The sequence below is a fragment of the Pantoea sp. LS15 genome, from assembly GCF_012241585.1.
Taxonomy (GTDB): domain Bacteria; phylum Pseudomonadota; class Gammaproteobacteria; order Enterobacterales; family Enterobacteriaceae; genus Enterobacter.
Genome location: NZ_JAAVXA010000009.1, coordinates 79,968 through 99,614, shown reverse-complemented (window position 1 = coordinate 99,614; position 19,647 = coordinate 79,968). Strand labels below are relative to the sequence as shown.

Here is a 19,647-nt window from a genome sequence, read left to right as displayed (position 1 = left end):
AACGGATGTTAACAAAGGAGGAGTCTGCGTATGGCCGACCACACGTTGTGGCATGAAACACTGCATGACCAGTTTGGTCAGTACTTTGCCGTTGATAACGTGCTCTATCATGAGAAAACCGATCACCAGGATCTGATCATCTTTGAGAATGCCGCCTTTGGCCGTGTGATGGCACTGGACGGCGTCGTGCAAACGACCGAGCGAGATGAGTTTATCTATCATGAAATGATGACCCACGTCCCGCTGCTGGCGCACGGGCATGCGAAGCATGTCCTGATTATCGGCGGTGGCGACGGGGCTATGCTGCGTGAAGTTTCCCGCCATCACTCTATTGAAACCATCACCATGGTGGAGATCGATGCGGGCGTGGTCTCTTTCTGCCGTCAGTACCTGCCCAATCACAATGCTGGTAGCTATGACGATCCACGTTTTAAACTGGTGATTGACGACGGTGTTAATTTCGTTAATCAGACCACGCAGACCTTTGATGTCATTATCTCTGACTGTACCGACCCCATCGGCCCAGGTGCATCGCTGTTTACCTCATCCTTCTACGAAGGTTGCAAGCGCTGCCTGAATCCTGGTGGGATCTTCGTCGCGCAAAACGGCGTCTGCTTCCTGCAGCAAGATGAAGCTCTCGATAGCCATCGCAAACTGAGCACCTACTTTGGCGACGTCAGCTTCTACCAGGCAGCCATTCCGACCTACTACGGCGGGATCATGACCTTTGCCTGGGCGACGGATAACGACGTGTTGCGCCATCTCTCCACCGAAATTATCCAGGCCCGTTTCCATCAGGCAGGTCTTCAGTGCCGATACTACAATCCGGCCATTCATACCGCAGCGTTTGCGCTGCCACAGTATCTTCAGGACGCCTTATCCACTAAGGGGGTGAGCTAATTGAAAAAGCTTAAACTACATGGCTTTAACAACCTGACCAAAAGCCTGAGTTTTTGTATTTACGATATCTGCTATGCCAAAACAGCGGAAGAACGCGATGGTTACATCGCCTATATCGATGAACTCTACAACGCCAACCGTCTGACCGAGATCCTGTCAGAAACCTGCTCGATTATCGGCGCAAATATCCTGAATATCGCCCGACAGGATTATGAGCCTCAGGGTGCCAGCGTAACCATACTGGTCAGTGAAGAGCCGGTCGATCCTAAACTTATCGACAAAACGGAACATCCTGGCCCGCTGCCGGAAGTGGTCGTCGCACATCTTGATAAAAGCCATATCTGCGTTCATACCTACCCGGAAAGCCACCCTGAAGGTGGGCTGTGTACGTTCCGCGCCGATATTGAAGTGTCGACTTGCGGCGTGATCTCCCCGCTCAACGCGCTGAACTATTTAATCCACCAGCTGGAATCCGACATCGTTACCATTGATTACCGCGTGCGTGGTTTCACGCGGGATATCAACGGCATGAAGCACTTTATTGATCACGAGATCAACTCCATTCAGAACTTTATGTCTGAGGATATGAAGGCGCTGTACGACATGATGGATGTGAACGTGTATCAGGAGAACATCTTCCATACCAAGATGTTACTGAAGGAATTCGACCTTAAGCACTACATGTTCCACACGAAGCCGGAAGATCTGAGCGAAGAAGAGCGTAAGGCAATTACTGACCTGCTCTGGAAAGAGATGCGCGAAATCTACTACGGCCGCAATATTCCGGCCGTGTAAATGTTACCCGGAGCAAGGATGCTTCGGGGAAGTTACCTCTGTTTCATAAACTCGCGGTATGCATTCACCACCTGAAGGAAGTCTTCTACACCACACATCGACAGACTTTCTTCGTCGTAGTAGCTCATCCCCTCTTCCATCTCGTCACCCGAGAATTCAAGCTGATTGGCTCGCACCATCACCTCTTCGCCATCCATCCACAGCGTGTATTCGTGTCCGGCACGTTGCCAGGAGCGTTCACTGCCTTTCACCGTATTCGCCGCCTGTTCAACCTCATCAAGAAGTGCGAGATTTTCTTTCACCTCTTCGTTAAACCAGTGTCCAACGGCTTCGTGGCCCATCGACATACGCACTTTCACCACTCCGGTGATGTCGCGCAGAAATTCGTAATCCATAGTATTTTCCTCTGCAAAGCCATTAGGGTAATTATCGCAGCAGAGAGGCAGAAAAAAAGCGTGAGAGGCTGGAGGAATGAAAATAAAAAGGTGAGAGCAAGGCCCTGCAGCCTGATGCCCTCACCTTCAGCCCCTCTCCCACAGGAGAGGGGAGCATTTATTACACTGCCGTCTGGAAGATAACGCCGTCAGCTTTCTCAGTGTACTGGGACAGCTGATCGAAGTTCAGATAGCGATAGGTATCCACCGCTGTCTTATCAACCTGAGCGACAAAGGTCTGATACTCTTCTGGTGTAGGCAGTTTACCAATCAACGCCGCAACTGCCGCCAGTTCCGCAGAGGCCAGATACACGTTCGCACCAGTACCTAAACGGTTCGGGAAGTTACGGGTAGAGGTAGACACTACCGTCGCACCGTCAGCCACGCGCGCCTGGTTACCCATACACAGGGAACAGCCAGGGATTTCAATACGCGCCCCGCTCTTACCAAATACGCTGTAGTAGCCCTCTTCGGTCAGTTGAGCCGCGTCCATACGGGTTGGTGGCGCCACCCACAGACGGGTTGGCAACTGGCCTTTATGGGTATCCAGTAATTTACCTGCCGCGCGGAAGTGGCCAATGTTGGTCATACAGGAACCGATGAACACTTCGTCGATCTTCTCGCCCTGAACATCAGAGAGCAGACGCGCATCGTCCGGATCGTTCGGTGCACACAGAATTGGCTCTTTGATATCCGCCAGATCGATGTCGATCACTGCCGCGTATTCTGCGTCAGCATCGGCTTCCAGCAGCTGTGGATCGGCCAGCCATTTTTCCATACCCTGGATACGACGCTCTAGCGTACGACGGTCGCCGTAGCCTTCTGCAATCATCCACTTCAGCAGCACGATGTTAGAGTTCAGATACTCAATAATCGGCTCTTTGTTCAGCTTAATGGTACAGCCCGCAGCAGAACGTTCAGCGGAAGCATCCGTCAGTTCGAATGCCTGCTCAACTTTCAGATCTGGCAGACCTTCAATTTCCAGGATACGGCCAGAGAAGATGTTTTTCTTACCTTTCTTCTCAACGGTCAGCAGGCCCTGTTTAATCGCATACAGCGGGATCGCGTGAACCAGGTCACGCAGGGTGATACCCGGCTGCATTTTGCCTTTAAAGCGCACCAGAACGGATTCCGGCATATCCAGCGGCATCACGCCAGTCGCCGCAGCAAACGCCACCAGACCAGAGCCCGCCGGGAAGGAGATACCAATCGGGAAACGGGTATGGGAGTCACCGCCGGTACCCACGGTATCTGGCAGCAGCATACGGTTCAGCCAGGAGTGGATAACACCGTCACCCGGACGCAGGGAAACCCCGCCACGGTTCATGATGAAGTCAGGCAGCGTGTGGTGTGTGGTCACATCAACCGGCTTCGGATACGCCGCAGTGTGGCAGAAGGACTGCATCACCAGGTCAGAAGAGAAGCCCAGGCACGCCAGGTCTTTCAATTCGTCACGGGTCATTGGGCCAGTGGTATCCTGGGAGCCCACTGAGGTCATCTTCGGCTCGCAGTACGCACCTGGACGGATACCGGCGACGCCGCATGCACGACCCACCATTTTCTGCGCCAGTGAGTAACCGCGATTGCTTTCCGCAACGTCTTTCGCGTGACGGAATACATCGCTGTGTGGCAGACCCAGCGCTTCACGCGCTTTGGTCGTCAGGCCACGGCCAATAATCAGAGGAATACGGCCACCTGCACGCACTTCGTCGATCAGCACGTCGGTTTTCAGCTCGAAGCTTGCCAGCAGTTCGTTGGTTTCGTGGTTACGTACTTCGCCTTTGAACGGGTAAACGTCAATCACGTCGCCCATGTTCAGGTTAGAAACATCCACTTCGATCGGCAGTGCGCCCGCATCTTCCATGGTGTTGAAGAAGATTGGAGCAATTTTTCCGCCGAGGCACAGACCACCACCGCGCTTATTCGGCACGTGTGGAATGTCGTCACCCATGAACCACAGCACAGAGTTGGTTGCAGACTTACGGGAAGAACCGGTACCCACAACGTCACCCACATAGGCCAGCGGGAAACCTTTTTTCTGCAGGGCTTCGATCTGTTTGATCGGCCCGACGCTGCCCGGCTGATCCGGCTCAATGCCTTCGCGGGCGTTTTTCAGCATCGCCAGGGCATGCAGAGGAATATCAGGACGAGACCACGCATCCGGTGCCGGAGAGAGGTCATCGGTGTTGGTTTCGCCGGTCACTTTAAAGACGGTAACGGTAATTTTTTCAGCCAGAGCAGGACGGTTCAGGAACCATTCGGCATCAGCCCAGGATTGCATCACCTGCTTCGCATAGACATTGCCCGCTTTCGCTTTTTCTTCCACATCGTAGAAGTTATCGAACATCAGCAGCGTTGAAGAGAGCGCTTTTGCGGCAATCGGAGCCAGCTTGTCGTTATCCAGCGCGTCAATCAGCGGATGAATGTTGTAACCACCCTGCATGGTGCCGAGCAGTTCAATCGCTTTTTCAGGAGTAACCAGTGGGGAGGTGGCATCGCCTTTGGCGATAGCAGCAAGGAATCCGGCTTTTACGTAGGCAGCTTCATCTACGCCAGGCGGTACGCGGTTGATCAACAGATCTAACAGGAATTCTTCTTCGCCCTTAGGCGGGTTCTTCAGCAGCTCGACGAGCGCGGCCATTTGGGTTGCATCTAAAGGTTTGGGTACAATTCCCTCGGCGGCACGTTCTGCTACGTGCTTACGGTATTCTTCTAGCACGACGGTTCTCCTCGCTCTCATTGTCATATGCGGCGGGCGTTCTCTTCACGCTCCTGTGAGACAGCAGTTTGTAGGGTAAATGCCCGATACCGCGTCGGGCAGCATAGCAGGATTTCTGCACAGTGTTAATCCGTTTACAAAAAAGCAACATTAAAAAATTTGCTGAATCGTTAAGCATGGTGTAGCGGGGAGAGGAGATGATTTGAAGGTACAAAAAAACCGCCTCACAGCGGTTAATTTGTTGCCTTGCGGTGGTAGCACACCGGGCGGGCAGATTTGCGGCAATGCACTCAGCGTGAATAATGCTCCTGAGTCAGAAGATCTGCAAGTACCTATTTGGTTTTTACGAGTCGCCATCCAGTTTCGAATGAAAAAGGGTGTAACTGCATTTCACCTCTTCTAAGCTCTGACTGACTGTAATACTGTTGCTCCCGGCCTGCTTCGCTGGTGTAGCAACCAGTCACCGGGCCCGGGAGCAGTTCCGTAACCTACGCGGCAATGTACTCATTTGCCTGGTTCTGCCTTTCCCGGTGGAGAATGAACCCGCGTAGCCTTTACAGGAACGCACGCAATGGAGATGCGAATCACTGCGCTGATCGTTGTAATTGGTTTACTGCTTACCGCGCTGCACGGTGGCTGGAACATATCCGACATCACGGTGCTGTTTGTTGTCAACCTCGGCAATTAGCTGCTGGCCGCTCGCAAGAGCGGCCTTCTGAAATTCCAGCGATTTTTCCAGCATCACATATAATTGTGTAATAAATGCTCACACTCTTTATCCGGATACCCCGGATGGTTTCCCAAGAAAAGTCAAAACAGTAAAAGACGGGTGAATAATACTCACGCCAACCGTAACGCCTCACGGCACAGCGCTTGTCTCGTTGGAGTCATTTTATGAAGTTGTCTTTTAAGCCACATCTGCTTGTTCTTCTTTGCAGTACCGGGCTGCTTGCTGCCTCTGGCGTCATGTTCGTCAACAGTCGTGCAACGGAGCCTGCTGCTCCGGCACCGGCCGTACAGCAACCCGTCGCACCGGTAGCCCAACCAGCCCCTGCTCCTGCCGCGGCACCTACGTACTCTGCCGCGCAAATCGATCAGTGGGTTGCCCCTATCGCGCTCTACCCGGATGCATTGCTGTCGCAAATTTTGATGGCATCAACCTACCCGGCCAACGTTATCCAGGCTGCTCAGTGGTCGAAAGACAACCCTAAAATGGAAGGTGACGCCGCTATTCAGGCCGTTGCCAGCCAACCCTGGGATCCCAGTGTAAAATCGCTGGTCGCCTTTCCTCAGTTAATGTCACTGATGGGAGAGAACCCTCCATGGGTACAAAATCTGGGTGATGCGTTTCTCGCGCAACCCAAAGATGTGATGGATTCCGTTCAACGCCTGCGCGTGCTGGCGCAGAAGACCGGAGCCTTACAGTCGACACCTCAACAAACAGTCACCACAGTGACAAAAGCGGCACCGTCTAAAACGAGCACCAGCGAGTCAACCACGACAACAACAACGTCCGCACCTGCCCCAACGGTGATCAAAATTGAATCTGCCGATCCACAAGTCGTGTACGTTCCCACCTACAACCCTAATACGGTTTATGGAACCTGGCCAAACACCGCCTATCCCCCCACCTATCTCCCGCCTTCACCCGGCGAGCAGTTTGGCAACAGCTTCGTTAACGGTTTAGGCTTCAGCCTGGGTATCGCGACAACCTATGCCATCTTCAGCAGCATCGACTGGGATGATGACGATGACTGGGATCATCACCATGACGACTGGGATAATCACGGCGGCTATAACCGCAACGGTGATAACAACATCAATATCAACGTTGAGAACTTTAATAAAATCAGCGGGCAGCGCCTGACGGATGCCAACCGCACCTGGCAGCACAACCCGGCTTATCGCGAAGGCGTACCCTATCCGACGAACCAGCTCAACAACCGCTTCCACTCCACCAACACGTCCACAGGGTTAAGTTCAACGCAGCAAAAACCGGTTAATCGCGATAGCCAGCGTCAGGCCGCCCTCAGCCAGATGGAGAAATCAACGGGCAAAACTTTCCCTCAAACGGCTCGCACGGGAACCAGAGATGCCCAGCGCAAGGCCTCAAATGAACAGCTGAAGCAGATTTCCCAGCGCAATAACTACCGTGGCTATGACACAAAACCGCAGACGACAAAGCGGACGACCACGCAGCAGCGAGATAATCACCAGACGGCGCAAAGAACTGAAAAACGGGTTTCGCAAACTGCGCAGCAACGCACGAGCCAGCAGCGAATCAGTCAGCACCGGGCCAATGCTCTGAGTGGCAACGACAGCCGCTCCGCCAACTGGCAGGCACAGCAGCAGAGAGGGGCACAAAGCCGACAGCTCGCGGCTCGCCAACAACAACCGCGCCAGGCAGCTGGCGGACGCGCTGAACGCCGTGAAATTCGACATCGTTAAGGGAGCCGACATGAAAAGTAAACTACTCAGTGGAATGGTGTTGTTCATGCTTTCGGCCTCGGCGATGGCGCAGCAATCCTTTAGCACGCCTGACCAGGCGACCGATGCACTGGCAAATGCTATTCGTGAGCAGAATGAAAGTGCAATGAACAACCTGCTTGGAGAAAACTGGCGCGATTTCCTGCCCCCTGAAGGCGTCGATCCTGATGCCGTCGATCGCTTCCTGCGCGACTGGAAAGTCCGTCATAACACTGTTGTTGAAGGTGACACAGCACATCTTGTTGTCGGAGAGACCGACTGGCAACTTCCTATCCCGGTAATCAAGACCACTTCCGGCTGGCAATTTGACATCAAAGAAGGTGCTGAGGAGATCCTGACCCGCGAAATTGGGCGTAACGAGCTCGCAGCGATTGAAGCCTTACATGCTTACGTGGATGCACAGCAGAACTATTATGCGATGAACCAGAAGTATGCCCAGAAGATCGTCAGCACCACTGGGAAAAAAGACGGTTTGTACTGGCCTGCATCACCCGGTGAAGCGCCCAGCCCGCTCGGCCCGGCATTCAGTCCAAAAGAACCGGGGACTGGCTATCACGGCTATCGCTTCAGAATTTTGCCGGATAACAATGGTTTCGCAATGGTTGCCTGGCCGGTCAGCTACGGTCAGACAGGCGTAATGAGTTTTGTGATAAACCAGGATGATACCGTTTACCAGCGCGATCTGGGGAAGGATTCACAGCATAAAGCCCAGGCATTATCAGCGTACAACCCGGATAAATCATGGGTGCCCGTTGTCCCCTGACTGCCCTACGGCGCTTCGCTTGCGCGGGCCTATGCTCTGAAGGTTTTGTAGGCCGGGTCAGGCGAAGTCGCCACCCGGCTTTTTAACTTACAGAATATTTGCGACCGATTTTGCCAGTTGCGCTTCCAGAACCGGTTTCGCTTCTTCGAATTTCAGGTTCACTTTATTAGCATTAGACACGACACGTGTCTGATATTTAGCGCGATCGCCCTGCTCGGAGCTGGTCTGCAGTTTCACGCCCGATGTGCCCTGACGCAGTGCCGCGATGTTATCGGTGGTGACTTTTGCTTTGCTACGCTCGGAGATCTGCAGGTCGGTCACCATGGTATAGTTCACATCTTCTACCATCGCATCCGCCGCCATACCGATCAGACCCGCCGCCAGGCCCACACCCAACGCCGCACCAGAAGAGCTGCTGTTATAGGCGGTAATACCTGCGCCCAGCGCCGCTCCCATTGCAGCACCTTCGTAGCCAGTCTTCAGATAGCCCTGAGATTCTCGCAGATCCATTTTATCGGCTTTCAGAACGTTAGCCTGCACCCAATAGTAGGCCCCGTCAGGAGAACTGGTCACCTTATAACCTTTCGCAACAAGGTCGTTAGCCAGCAGGGTTTGCAGGTTGCTCATGTCTTTATCAGAGGTGTTTTTAACCTGAATGTAGACTGTTTTTTCGTTAGATGGCTCCAGCCAGATGGTTTCGCTCATCTGAGTTTTCACTTCCAGATTACGTTTTTTCACCGCTGTGGTCATCGCACCACACCCGGTCAGCGTCATCGCTGCTGCCACTAAGCCAATCACCGCAACTTTCTTCAAAGACATGTTATTTCCTTTTTTCGTGTAATCAAAAGTCCAGAACCCCTAAACCGTGCGGCCAGTAGCTACACAATGGTGAAAAAGGTATCGGCAGATGAGAGAAAGTTTTTAGCGGAAATATCAATAAGATACCTACCATAATGGGTAGGTTTTAGACAAAAAAAAACGCCTCCGAAGAGGCGTTTAGCGATCATGAAGAAACTTATTTCTTCTTCGCTTTCGCGTTTGGCAGGTCGGTGATGCTGCCTTCAAACACTTCTGCCGCCAGGCCCACAGACTCATGCAGAGTTGGGTGAGCGTGGATGGTCAGCGCGATGTCTTCAGCGTCACAACCCATTTCGATAGCCAGACCGATTTCACCCAGCAGCTCGCCGCCGTTGGTGCCGACAATCGCACCACCGATCACACGGTGAGTCTCTTTGTCGAAGATCAGTTTGGTCATACCATCAGCGCAGTCGGAAGCGATAGCACGGCCAGAAGCAGCCCACGGGAAGGTGGCGGTTTCGTAGCTGATGCCTTTCTCTTTCGCTTCTTTCTCAGTCAGACCAACCCATGCAACTTCTGGCTCGGTGTACGCGATAGATGGGATCACTTTCGGATCGAAGTAGTGTTTCATGCCGGCGATAACTTCAGCGGCAACATGACCTTCGTGAACACCTTTGTGCGCCAGCATTGGCTGACCGACGATATCGCCGATAGCAAAGATGTGCGGCACGTTGGTGCGCAGCTGTTTGTCAACACGGATGAAGCCACGATCGTCCACTTCCACGCCAGCTTTGCCCGCGTCGAGGTTTTTACCGTTCGGCACACGGCCGATAGCCACCAGCACGGCGTCGTAACGCTGTGGTTCGGATGGGGCTTTTTTGCCTTCCATGGAAACGTAAATACCGTCTTCTTTCGCTTCAACGGCAGTGACTTTGGTTTCCAGCATCAGGTTGAATTTCTTGCTGATGCGTTTGGTGAAGACTTTAACGATGTCTTTGTCAGCAGCCGGGATAACCTGGTCGAACATTTCAACCACGTCAATATCTGAACCCAGCGCATGGTACACGGTACCCATTTCCAGACCGATGATACCGCCACCCATAACCAGCAGGCGTTTTGGAACGGTTTTCAGTTCCAGCGCATCGGTGGAATCCCACACGCGTGGATCTTCATGCGGAATGAATGGCAGTTCGATTGGGCGAGAGCCTGCCGCGATGATCGCGTTGTCGAAGTTGATCACGGTTTTGCCGTTTTCGCCTTCCACTTCCAGGGTGTTCGCACCGGTGAATTTACCCAGACCGTTTACCACTTTCACTTTACGGCCTTTGGCCATACCCGCCAGACCACCGGTCAGCTGAGTGATAACTTTCTCTTTCCAGGTACGAATTTTGTCGATATCGGTTTTCGGCTCGCCGAAGACGATACCGTGTTCAGCCAGTGCTTTGGCTTCTTCGATAACTTTGGCTACGTGCAGCAGCGCTTTAGAAGGGATACAGCCGACGTTAAGACAAACACCACCGAGGGTGCTGTAACGTTCTACGATGACGGTTTCCAGACCTAAATCCGCGGCGCGGAATGCTGCGGAGTAACCTGCCGGGCCTGCCCCAAGTACTACGACCTGAGTTTTGATTTCTGTGCTCATCATGACCTCTTAATTTATACCCGTCGTCCACCGGGTCGTTCTATCCGCCCGCAGTTTACAAAATTGTTAACAATTTTGAAACAACAAACGGCTCACGAATTATCGCTTTCGCCAATAACCTCACAAACAGCATGAGATTATCAGAAAAAAGCCGGCCGTCAGGCCGGCTTTTCGATTACATCACCAGGCGGCGAATGTCGCTCAGGGTGTTGTTGATGATGGTGATGAAACGCGCACCATCAGCACCGTCGATCACGCGGTGGTCGAAGGACAGAGAGATTGGCATCATCAGACGCGGTACGAACTCTTTGCCATTCCACACCGGCTCCATCGCGGACTTGGACACACCAAGGATCGCAACTTCAGGCGCGTTCACAATCGGTGCGAAGTGGGTTGTACCCAGGCCACCGATGCTGGAGATAGTGAAGCAACCGCCCTGCATTTCGCCAGCCGTCAGCTTACCATCACGCGCTTTTTTGGAGATCACGGTCAGTTCACGGGACAGCTCAGTGATGCTCTTCTTGTTCACGTCTTTGAAGACCGGAACAACCAGACCATTTGGCGTATCAACCGCAACACCGATGTTGATGTATTTCTTCAGCGTCAGCTTCTGACCGTCTTCGGACAGGGAGCTGTTGAAGCGTGGCATCTGCTCAAGAGCGGCGGCAACGGCTTTCATGATGAAGACCACTGGGGTGAATTTCACGTCCAGTTTACGCTTCTCAGCTTCGGCGTTCTGCTGTTTACGGAACGCTTCCAGATCGGTGATATCGGTTTTGTCGAAGTGCGTAACGTGCGGGATCATCACCCAGTTACGGCTCAGGTTAGCACCAGAGATTTTCTGGATACGGCCCAGTTCCACTTCTTCGATTTCGCCGAACTTGCTGAAGTCCACTTTCGGCCATGGCAGCATGCCCGGGATACCGCCGCCTGCCGCTGCAGCTGGTGCAGCTTCAGCGCGTTTCACCGCGTCTTTCACGTAAGTCTGAACGTCTTCGCGCAGGATACGACCTTTACGGCCAGTCCCTTTCACTTTCGCCAGGTTAACACCGAATTCGCGCGCCAGGCGACGAATCAGCGGAGTCGCGTGGACGTAAGCGTCGTTTTCAGCGAACTCAGATTTGCCTTCCGCTTTAGCAACAGGGGCAGCAGCTGGTTTAGCCGCCTGAGCCGGTGCAGCAGCCGGTGCTGGAGCAGCCGCAGCCGCCGGAGCAGCAGCAGGCGCAGCGCCTTCTACTTCGAAGACCATGATCAGAGAGCCGGTAGACACTTTGTCGCCAGTGCTGATTTTGATCTCTTTAACGGTACCCGCGAATGGCGCAGGGACTTCCATGGAAGCCTTGTCGCCTTCAACGGTGATCAGTGACTGTTCAGCGGCAACTTTGTCGCCCACTTTAACCATCACTTCGGTCACTTCAACTTCGTCACCGCCGATGTCTGGTACGTTAACGTCTTTCGCGCCGCCAGCAACCGCTGGAGCCGCAGCCGCCGGAGCAGCTGCCTGTGCTGGCGCAGAAGCAGGTGCAGCACCCGCCACTTCGAAGACCATGATCAGGGAGCCAGTAGACACTTTGTCACCGGTGTTGATCTTGATCTCTTTAACGGTACCCGCGAACGGAGCCGGCACTTCCATAGAGGCTTTGTCGCCTTCTACGGTGATCAGTGACTGCTCAGCCGCAACGGTGTCGCCCACTTTCACCAGGATCTCAGTGACTTCAACTTCGTCACCGCCGATGTCAGGCACGTTTACTTCTTTCGCGCTCGCGGCAGCTGCTGGAGCAGCGGCAGCCGGGGCGGCTTTCTTCTCTTCCTGCGCAGGTGCAGCTGCTGCTGCACCGTCGGCGGAATCGAAAATCATGATCAGTTTGCCAGTCTCGGTTTTATCGCCAACAGAGACTTTGATCTCTTTAACGATGCCAGCCTGAGGAGACGGGACTTCCATAGAGGCTTTGTCGCCTTCTACGGTGATCAGCGACTGTTCAGCTTCAACTTTGTCGCCAACTTTGACCAGGATCTCGGTGATTTCAACTTCATCAGCCCCGATGTCCGGTACATTGATTTCGATAGCCATTATTCTTTTACCTCTTACGCCAGACGCGGGTTAACTTTTTCTGCATCGATGTTGAATTTGGTAATTGCTTCCGCAACCACTTTCTTATCGATTTCGCCACGTTTAGCCAGTTCGCCCAGTGCTGCTACAACCACGTAAGAAGCATCAACTTCGAAGTGGTGACGCAGGTTTTCGCGGCTGTCAGAACGACCGAAGCCGTCAGTACCCAGTACGCGATAATCATCAGCTGGTACGTAAGTACGAACCTGCTCAGCGAACAGTTTCATATAGTCAGTAGACGCCACCGCTGGTGCATCGTTCATCACCTGAGCGATGTACGGAACGCGTGGGGTTTCCATTGGGTGCAGCATGTTCCAGCGCTCACAATCCTGGCCATCACGCGCCAGTTCAGTGAAGGAAGTAACAGAGTACACATCGGAACCTACGCCGTAGTCCTTCGCCAGGATCTGTGCTGCTTCACGTACGTGACGCAGGATAGAACCGGAGCCCAGCAGCTGAACTTTACCTTTGCTACCTTCGATGGTTTCGAGTTTGTAGATACCTTTACGGATACCTTCCTCGGCACCTGCTGGCATTGCCGGCATGTGGTAGTTTTCGTTCAGGGTGGTGATGTAGTAGTAAACGTTCTCTTGTGCTTCACCGTACATGCGCTGCAGACCGTCATGCATGATGACTGCCACTTCGTACGCATAAGACGGGTCGTAAGAGATACAGTTAGGGATGGTCAGAGACTGAATGTGGCTGTGACCATCTTCGTGCTGCAGACCTTCACCGTTCAGGGTCGTACGACCGGAAGTACCGCCTACCAGGAAGCCGCGAGCCTGTTGGTCGCCAGCCTGCCAGCACAGGTCACCGATACGCTGGAACCCGAACATGGAGTAGTAGATGTAGAACGGGATCATTGGCAGGTTGTTGGTGCTGTAAGAGGTCGCAGCAGCCAGCCAGGATGCGCCAGCACCCAGTTCGTTGATACCTTCCTGCAGGATCTGACCTTTCTCGTCTTCTTTGTAGTATGCAACCTGCTCACGGTCCTGCGGGGTGTACTGCTGGCCGTTCGGGCTGTAGATACCGATCTGACGGAACAGACCTTCCATACCGAAAGTACGCGCTTCGTCGGCGATGATTGGAACCAGACGATCTTTGATCGACTTGTTCTTCAGCATCACATTCAGGGCACGAACGAAAGCGATGGTGGTAGAGATCTCTTTGTTCTGCTCTTCAAGCAGCTGAGAGAAGTCTTCCAGCGCTGGCAGTTCCAGTTTCTCGGTGAAGTTAGGCTGACGAGCAGGCAGGTAGCCTTTCAGCGCCTGACGACGTTCGTGCAGGTACTTGTGCTCTTCAGAGCCTTCCGGGAAGGTGATGTAAGACAGGTTTTCTACCTGCTCATCAGTCACTGGAACGTTGAAACGGTCGCGGATATAACGCACGCCGTCCATGTTCATTTTCTTAACCTGGTGAGCGATGTTTTTACCTTCTGCGGTATCACCCATGCCGTAACCTTTGATGGTGTGGGCCAGGATTACAGTCGCTTTACCTTTGGTTTCCTGCGCTTTTTTCAGTGCGGCGTAGACTTTCTTCGGATCGTGACCACCACGGTTCAGGGCCCAGATCTGCTCATCAGTCCAGTCTGCAACCAGTGCTGCGGTTTCAGGATATTTACCGAAGAAGTGCTCACGAACGTAGGCACCGTCTTTGGATTTGAAGGTCTGGTAGTCACCGTCAACGGTTTCGTTCATCAGCTGGATCAGTTTACCGCTGGTGTCTTTACGCAGCAGCTCATCCCAACGACCGCCCCACATGACTTTAACCACGTTCCAGCCAGCACCTGCGAAGATGCCTTCCAGTTCGTTGATGATCTTACCGTTACCGGTTACCGGACCATCCAGACGCTGCAGGTTACAGTTGATGATGAAGCACAGGTTGTCCAGCTTCTCACGGGTCGCGATGGTGATCGCACCTTTAGATTCTGGCTCATCCATTTCACCGTCGCCCAGGAAGGCGTATACGGTCTGCTCAGAGGTGTCTTTCAGACCACGGTGTTCCAGGTATTTCAGGAACTTAGCCTGGTAGATCGCACCGATTGGGCCCAGCCCCATAGAAACGGTCGGGAACTGCCAGAAGGTTGGCATCAGTTTAGGGTGCGGATAAGAAGACAGACCTTTACCGTGAACTTCCTGACGGAAGTTGTTCATCTGCTCTTCAGTCAGACGACCTTCCAGGAATGCACGTGCATAGATGCCCGGAGAGATGTGGCCCTGGAAGTACACCAGATCGCCGCCGTCTTTCTCGTTCGCTGCACGGAAGAAGTGGTTGAAGCACACTTCGTAAACAGTGGCAGAAGACTGGAAGGAAGCCATGTGGCCACCCAGTTCCAGGTCTTTCTTGGATGCGCGCAGAACGGTCATGATGGCGTTCCAGCGAATTGCAGAACGGATACGACGTTCCAGATCCAGATTGCCCGGGTATTCCGGTTCGTCTTCGACGGCAATCGTGTTTACGTAGTTGCTAGCCCCTGCACCTGAAGCAACCTTCACACCGCCTTTGCGGGCTTCAGAAAGCAGCTGATCAATCAGATACTGAGCGCGCTCAACACCTTCTTCACGGATGACCGATTCGATCGCCTGTAGCCAGTCGCGAGTTTCGATCGGATCCACGTCATTTTGGAGACGTTCTGACATGGGGGTATTCCTTATCTATCTAATACGTTGATTTGTCTGGAACCTGTCCCATTGTGCTCTCGGGCAAGAACACAATAAGACAGGTTCTGCGTTTAGTTGCCGCGCTCTAAAAGTACCTGGCGCTTAATCCTTTCGTTGCTGTATGCGGCGTAATGAACGTTCGCGACGCGATTGTTCACGGCTGCGGTCCAGCAAGATTTCCTCAATGAAAGCCAGATGCCGGTGCGACGCTTCGCGCGCCTGCTCCGGTTCCCCGGCCATTATCGCCTCGAATACTCGGGTGCGATGGTTGCTTACCAGTGGGAGCATGTCCCGACGGGCATACAACAATTCAAAATTCTGACGAACGTTCTGGGCCAGCATGGGCTCCATGCAGCGTAGCAGATGGAGAAGCACCACGTTGTGGGCCGCTTCGGTGACGGCGATTTGATACTGGACGACGGCGCTGGACTCGGCGTCTAAATCGCCGGACTGCTGTGCCCGTTCAATGGCCTGATGCAGTTCACGGATACGCACGCGATCTTCATCAGTGCTGCGAAGGGCGGCGTAATAGGCCGCAATACCTTCAAGCGCGTGACGGGTCTCAAGCAGGTCAAACTGGGATTCTGGGTGGTCAGAGAGAAGTTCTACCAGCGGATCGCTGAAGCTCTGCCACAGGCTGTTTTGCACAAAGGTTCCGCCGCCCTGGCGACGAAGCAGCAAACCCTTTGCTTCGAGACGTTGAATCGCCTCACGCAGAGAGGGACGTGAAACGTCGAACTGTTTTGCCAGCTCGCGTTCTGGCGGAAGTTTCTCACCCGGGCGCAGAGTCCCTTCGAGGATTAAAAACTCCAGCTGCTGCTCAATCACATCAGATAGTTTTGGTTGGCGAATTTTGCTGTAGGCCATATTCCCTGTCTTACGCCTTTTTGCCCGGAGTCAATTGGTCTTACCAATTTCTATTTCGTATCGCTAAAGTAACAAAGTATTCACCTTCTGTCCATATTGGTTTTGATTGAAATCAGTAAACGCTGCACATTTTAACAACCTTACAGAAATAACGTTTCAGAAATGTAACTTTGCACAAATGAGTTGATTACTCACAAAGAGGGAGTTTTAACCATATTGAAACGAGGGTTTTTGCAATCTGAAGCGATTCAACAAAGCAAATAATGAAAATTAGCCCACTTATGGCGCATTTCTATTCTATAGGTTGGGGTAAGAAAGGTTCGCGGAGTGATTTACAAATGCTTTCTTTTTATTCAACTCGTCATCAGCCCTTCATAAAGCAGGTGCATTCGCAGGCACTTACCACTATTCTGGCGCTTACGGAAGTCATCTACGATTTTTTCGGTATCATTAACCGTAAAGAAATAAATACAGAAAACGGACATTCATAATTACACACGCCCAGCGTGAACATAACAACCACACACGAGGTTTCAAATGGAAGCTCAACAGCACGGCGATCAGCTAAAGCGCGGCCTGAAAAACCGCCATATACAGCTCATCGCATTGGGTGGTGCTATCGGCACTGGCCTGTTCCTGGGAAGCGCATCCGTTATCCAGTCAGCCGGTCCTGGCATTATTTTGGGTTACGCTATCGCAGGTTTTATTGCTTTTCTGATTATGCGTCAGTTAGGTGAAATGGTCGTTGAAGAACCCGTTGCTGGTTCTTTCAGTCACTTTGCCTATAAGTACTGGGGAAGCTTCGCGGGCTTCGCCTCTGGCTGGAACTACTGGGTGCTGTACGTACTGGTTGCCATGGCTGAACTTACCGCTGTCGGTAAGTACATTCAGTTCTGGTACCCGGAGATCCCAACCTGGGCCTCTGCTGCAGCCTTCTTCGTTATTATCAACGCCATTAACCTGACCAACGTAAAAGTGTTCGGAGAGATGGAGTTCTGGTTCGCCATCATCAAAGTCATCGCCGTTGTGGCAATGATCATCTTCGGTGGCTGGCTGCTGTTCAGCGGTAACGGTGGCCCGCAGGCAACGGTACGTAACCTGTGGGAACAGGGCGGATTCCTGCCACACGGGATGAGTGGGCTGGTGATGATGATGGCTATCATTATGTTCTCCTTTGGGGGGCTGGAACTGGTCGGTATCACCGCCGCTGAAGCCGACAACCCGGAGCAGAGCATCCCGAAAGCCACTAACCAGGTTATCTACCGTATTCTGATCTTCTATGTGGGTTCACTGGCCGTGCTGCTCTCTCTGCTGCCATGGACGCGCGTGACCGCGGATACCAGCCCGTTTGTGCTGATCTTCCACGAGTTGGGCGATACCTTCGTGGCAAACGCCCTGAATATCGTGGTGCTGACCGCTGCTCTGTCTGTTTACAACAGCTGCGTATACTGCAACAGCCGTATGCTGTTTGGTCTGGCTCAGCAAGGTAACGCCCCGAAAGCCCTGCTCAACGTCGACAAACGTGGTGTGCCGGTAAACACCATTATCGTATCGGCCATTGTGACGGCGCTGTGCGTACTGATTAACTATCTGGCCCCGGAATCCGCCTTCGGACTGCTGATGGCACTGGTGGTTTCGGCTCTGGTTATCAACTGGGCGATGATCAGTCTGGCGCACATCAAGTTCCGCCGCGCCAAACAGCAGCAAGGTGTGACTACGCGTTTCCCGGCTCTGCTTTATCCGCTGGGTAACTGGGTGTGTCTGCTGTTCATGGCCGCTGTGCTGGTCATCATGCTGATGACCCCGGGGATGGCGATTTCTGTGTACCTGATCCCGGTCTGGATTGCGATCCTCGGCGTGGGTTATCTGGTTAAACAGAAAAACGGCAACGCGGTGAAAGCACACTAATCTGCCCTTCCACTCTGCACGCCTTTCCGGTGTGCAGAGTGTTGTTACCTTCCTCACAAATTCCCGCCAACAGCAATTTTATCCATATCCCCGACGCGATACTGCAACGCAAAAATTCCTTTGCCAGCAAATAATTCTCTCCATACCGCAACCTGGAGAGCAGTTAATGGATAACAACAAACTGTCAGTAAAAGAAAAGATCGGCTATGGGATGGGAGACGCAGGATGCAACATCATCTTCGGCACCATCATGTTGTTTGTTAACTATTTCTATACGGATATTTTTGGTCTGGCACCTGCATTAGTCGGCGTATTGCTGTTGTCTGTTCGTGTCATTGATGCCGTAACAGACCCTATTATGGGTGCTATCGCTGACCGTACCCGCAGTAAATATGGGCGGTTTCGTCCATGGCTGCTGTGGATCGCCGTCCCCTATGCACTGTTCAGCATCCTGATGTTTACCACGCCAGAGTGGAGCTATAACAGCAAAGTTATCTATGCCTTTGTCACCTACTTCCTGCTGTCGCTGACCTACACCGCCATCAACATTCCGTACTGCTCGCTGGGTGGCGTGATTACTAACGATCCTAAAGAGCGCGTCGCCTGTCAGTCTTATCGCTTCGTGATGGTCGGTATCGCGACACTGCTGCTGTCACTCACTTTGCTGCCGATGGCCGACTGGTTTGGTGGGGATAACAAAGCGAAAGGTTACCAGATGGCGATGACCGTACTGGCGCTGATTGGTACCTGTATGTTCCTGTTCTGCTTCGCCACCGTTCGCGAGCGTGTGCGCCCGGCGGTACAGACGCATGACGAATTGAAAAACGACCTGAAAGACGTGTGGAAGAACGATCAATGGGTGCGCATTCTGCTATTAACCCTGTGCAACGTCTGCCCGGGTTTTATCCGCATGGCGGCGACCATGTATTACGTCACCTGGGTGATGGGCCAGAGCACCCACTTCGCCACGCTGTTTATCAGCCTCGGGGTGGTCGGCATGATGCTCGGCAGTATGCTGGCGAAAGTATTAACTGACCGCTGGTGTAAGCTGAAGGTGTTTTTCTGGACCAACATCGCGCTGGCAATTTTCTCCTGCGCATTCTATTTCTTCGACCCGAAAGCCACCGTCACCATCGTCGTGCTCTACTTCCTGCTGAATATCCTGCACCAAATCCCGTCTCCGTTGCACTGGTCGCTGATGGCCGATGTGGACGATTACGGCGAGTGGAAAACCGGAAAACGCATCACAGGTATCAGTTTCTCCGGCAACATCTTCTTCCTCAAACTGGGGCTGGCTGTTGCCGGTGCAATGGTAGGCTTCCTGCTCTCCTGGTACGGTTACGACGCCGGTGCGAAAGCGCAGAGCGCGGACGCCATCAACGGTATTGTGCTGCTGTTCACGGTTATTCCGGGCGTGGGATATCTGATTACTGCGGGAGTGGTGCGTCTGCTGAAAGTGGACCGCGAAACCATGAAGCAGATCCAGTCCGATCTGCAAAAACGTCGTAACAACTATCGCGAGCTGAACGATTATCCGGAACTCAAAGCCGCTGAGACAAAATAA

Annotated in this window: 15 protein-coding genes; 8 read left to right on the top strand and 7 right to left on the bottom strand. The window is 53.0% G+C overall.

Annotated features, from left to right (window positions below):
* Positions 1-30 precede the first annotated feature (30 nt).
* On the top strand, positions 31-900 hold the full coding sequence (speE, locus tag HED65_RS14685; protein WP_114979114.1) for a polyamine aminopropyltransferase: 870 nt from the start codon (positions 31-33) through the stop codon (positions 898-900).
* Positions 901-1,695: an adenosylmethionine decarboxylase gene (gene speD / locus HED65_RS14680; RefSeq protein ID WP_028016711.1), complete on the top strand. Its 795-nt coding sequence runs from the start codon at positions 901-903 to the stop codon at positions 1,693-1,695.
* A gap of 32 nt (positions 1,696-1,727) precedes the next feature.
* Here speD and yacL read toward each other — a convergent pair whose 3' ends face one another.
* Together yacL and acnB are read right to left on the bottom strand one after the other, a co-directional pair.
* A complete protein-coding gene (gene yacL / locus HED65_RS14675) occupies positions 1,728-2,090 on the bottom strand; it encodes a protein YacL (RefSeq protein ID WP_032649783.1) in 363 nt (120 codons plus the stop codon).
* A gap of 160 nt (positions 2,091-2,250) precedes the next feature.
* Positions 2,251-4,848 carry a bifunctional aconitate hydratase 2/2-methylisocitrate dehydratase gene (gene acnB, locus HED65_RS14670; protein ID WP_114979113.1) on the bottom strand — a complete coding sequence of 866 codons (2,598 nt, stop codon included), beginning with the start codon at positions 4,846-4,848 and terminating at the stop codon, positions 2,251-2,253.
* A gap of 202 nt (positions 4,849-5,050) precedes the next feature.
* Here acnB and HED65_RS14665 point away from each other — a divergent pair, with 202 nt between their 5' ends.
* From HED65_RS14665 to HED65_RS14655, 3 genes are all read left to right on the top strand, one after another.
* Positions 5,051-5,251 carry a hypothetical protein gene (locus tag HED65_RS14665; RefSeq protein WP_147279800.1) on the top strand — a complete coding sequence of 67 codons (201 nt, stop codon included), beginning with the start codon at positions 5,051-5,053 and terminating at the stop codon, positions 5,249-5,251.
* 491 nt (positions 5,252-5,742) lie between these two features.
* A complete protein-coding gene (locus HED65_RS14660) occupies positions 5,743-7,296 on the top strand; it encodes a DUF3300 domain-containing protein (protein ID WP_114979112.1) in 1,554 nt (517 codons plus the stop codon).
* Between the two features lie 10 nt (positions 7,297-7,306).
* Positions 7,307-8,098, top strand: coding sequence for a DUF2950 family protein (locus HED65_RS14655; protein WP_114979111.1), 792 nt, complete (start codon positions 7,307-7,309; stop codon positions 8,096-8,098).
* Positions 8,099-8,185: 87 nt separating this feature from the next.
* On the opposite strand, the gene traT is transcribed toward HED65_RS14655, so the two are convergent.
* The 5 genes from traT to pdhR all read right to left on the bottom strand — a co-directional run bounded on the left by traT (position 8,186) and on the right by pdhR (position 16,175).
* On the bottom strand, positions 8,186-8,917 hold the full coding sequence (gene traT / locus HED65_RS14650; RefSeq protein ID WP_114979110.1) for a conjugal transfer complement resistance protein TraT: 732 nt from the start codon (positions 8,915-8,917) through the stop codon (positions 8,186-8,188).
* 196 nt (positions 8,918-9,113) lie between these two features.
* A complete protein-coding gene (gene lpdA / locus HED65_RS14645) occupies positions 9,114-10,538 on the bottom strand; it encodes a dihydrolipoyl dehydrogenase (RefSeq protein WP_023332094.1) in 1,425 nt (474 codons plus the stop codon).
* A 175-nt stretch (positions 10,539-10,713) separates the two neighbouring features.
* Positions 10,714-12,609 (bottom strand): pyruvate dehydrogenase complex dihydrolipoyllysine-residue acetyltransferase, encoded by a 1,896-nt coding sequence (gene aceF, locus HED65_RS14640; protein WP_114979109.1) that lies wholly within the window; start codon positions 12,607-12,609, stop codon positions 10,714-10,716.
* 14 nt (positions 12,610-12,623) lie between these two features.
* Positions 12,624-15,287: a pyruvate dehydrogenase (acetyl-transferring), homodimeric type gene (gene aceE / locus HED65_RS14635; protein WP_114979108.1), complete on the bottom strand. Its 2,664-nt coding sequence runs from the start codon at positions 15,285-15,287 to the stop codon at positions 12,624-12,626.
* A gap of 123 nt (positions 15,288-15,410) precedes the next feature.
* Complete coding sequence (pdhR, locus tag HED65_RS14630) at positions 15,411-16,175, bottom strand: pyruvate dehydrogenase complex transcriptional repressor PdhR (protein ID WP_008501960.1); 765 nt, start codon at positions 16,173-16,175, stop codon at positions 15,411-15,413.
* A 263-nt stretch (positions 16,176-16,438) separates the two neighbouring features.
* Between pdhR and HED65_RS22535 the strand changes: the two genes are divergently transcribed.
* From HED65_RS22535 to HED65_RS14620, 3 genes are all read left to right on the top strand, one after another.
* Positions 16,439-16,666, top strand: a complete 228-nt coding sequence (locus HED65_RS22535) for a hypothetical protein (RefSeq protein WP_129323925.1) — start codon at positions 16,439-16,441, stop codon at positions 16,664-16,666.
* 46 nt (positions 16,667-16,712) lie between these two features.
* The gene (gene aroP / locus HED65_RS14625) at positions 16,713-18,083 is read left to right on the top strand and encodes an aromatic amino acid transporter AroP (RefSeq protein WP_114979107.1); all 1,371 of its coding nucleotides are present in this window, start codon (positions 16,713-16,715) and stop codon (positions 18,081-18,083) included.
* A gap of 166 nt (positions 18,084-18,249) precedes the next feature.
* Complete coding sequence (locus HED65_RS14620) at positions 18,250-19,647, top strand: glycoside-pentoside-hexuronide (GPH):cation symporter (RefSeq protein ID WP_114979106.1); 1,398 nt, start codon at positions 18,250-18,252, stop codon at positions 19,645-19,647.

Excerpts from the sequence above, each read along its gene's own strand:
- speE (WP_114979114.1), top strand. The coding sequence starts at position 31 with ATGGCCGACCACACGTTGTGGCATGAAACACTGCATGACCAGTTTGGT.
- yacL (WP_032649783.1), bottom strand. The coding sequence starts at position 2,090 with ATGGATTACGAATTTCTGCGCGACATCACCGGAGTGGTGAAAGTGCGT.
- HED65_RS14660 (WP_114979112.1), top strand. The coding sequence starts at position 5,743 with ATGAAGTTGTCTTTTAAGCCACATCTGCTTGTTCTTCTTTGCAGTACC.
- HED65_RS14655 (WP_114979111.1), top strand. The coding sequence starts at position 7,307 with ATGAAAAGTAAACTACTCAGTGGAATGGTGTTGTTCATGCTTTCGGCC.
- traT (WP_114979110.1), bottom strand. The coding sequence starts at position 8,917 with ATGTCTTTGAAGAAAGTTGCGGTGATTGGCTTAGTGGCAGCAGCGATG.
- lpdA (WP_023332094.1), bottom strand. The coding sequence starts at position 10,538 with ATGAGCACAGAAATCAAAACTCAGGTCGTAGTACTTGGGGCAGGCCCG.
- aceF (WP_114979109.1), bottom strand. The coding sequence starts at position 12,609 with ATGGCTATCGAAATCAATGTACCGGACATCGGGGCTGATGAAGTTGAA.
- aceE (WP_114979108.1), bottom strand. The coding sequence starts at position 15,287 with ATGTCAGAACGTCTCCAAAATGACGTGGATCCGATCGAAACTCGCGAC.
- pdhR (WP_008501960.1), bottom strand. The coding sequence starts at position 16,175 with ATGGCCTACAGCAAAATTCGCCAACCAAAACTATCTGATGTGATTGAG.
- HED65_RS22535 (WP_129323925.1), top strand. The coding sequence starts at position 16,439 with ATGAAAATTAGCCCACTTATGGCGCATTTCTATTCTATAGGTTGGGGT.
- aroP (WP_114979107.1), top strand. The coding sequence starts at position 16,713 with ATGGAAGCTCAACAGCACGGCGATCAGCTAAAGCGCGGCCTGAAAAAC.
- HED65_RS14620 (WP_114979106.1), top strand. The coding sequence starts at position 18,250 with ATGGATAACAACAAACTGTCAGTAAAAGAAAAGATCGGCTATGGGATG.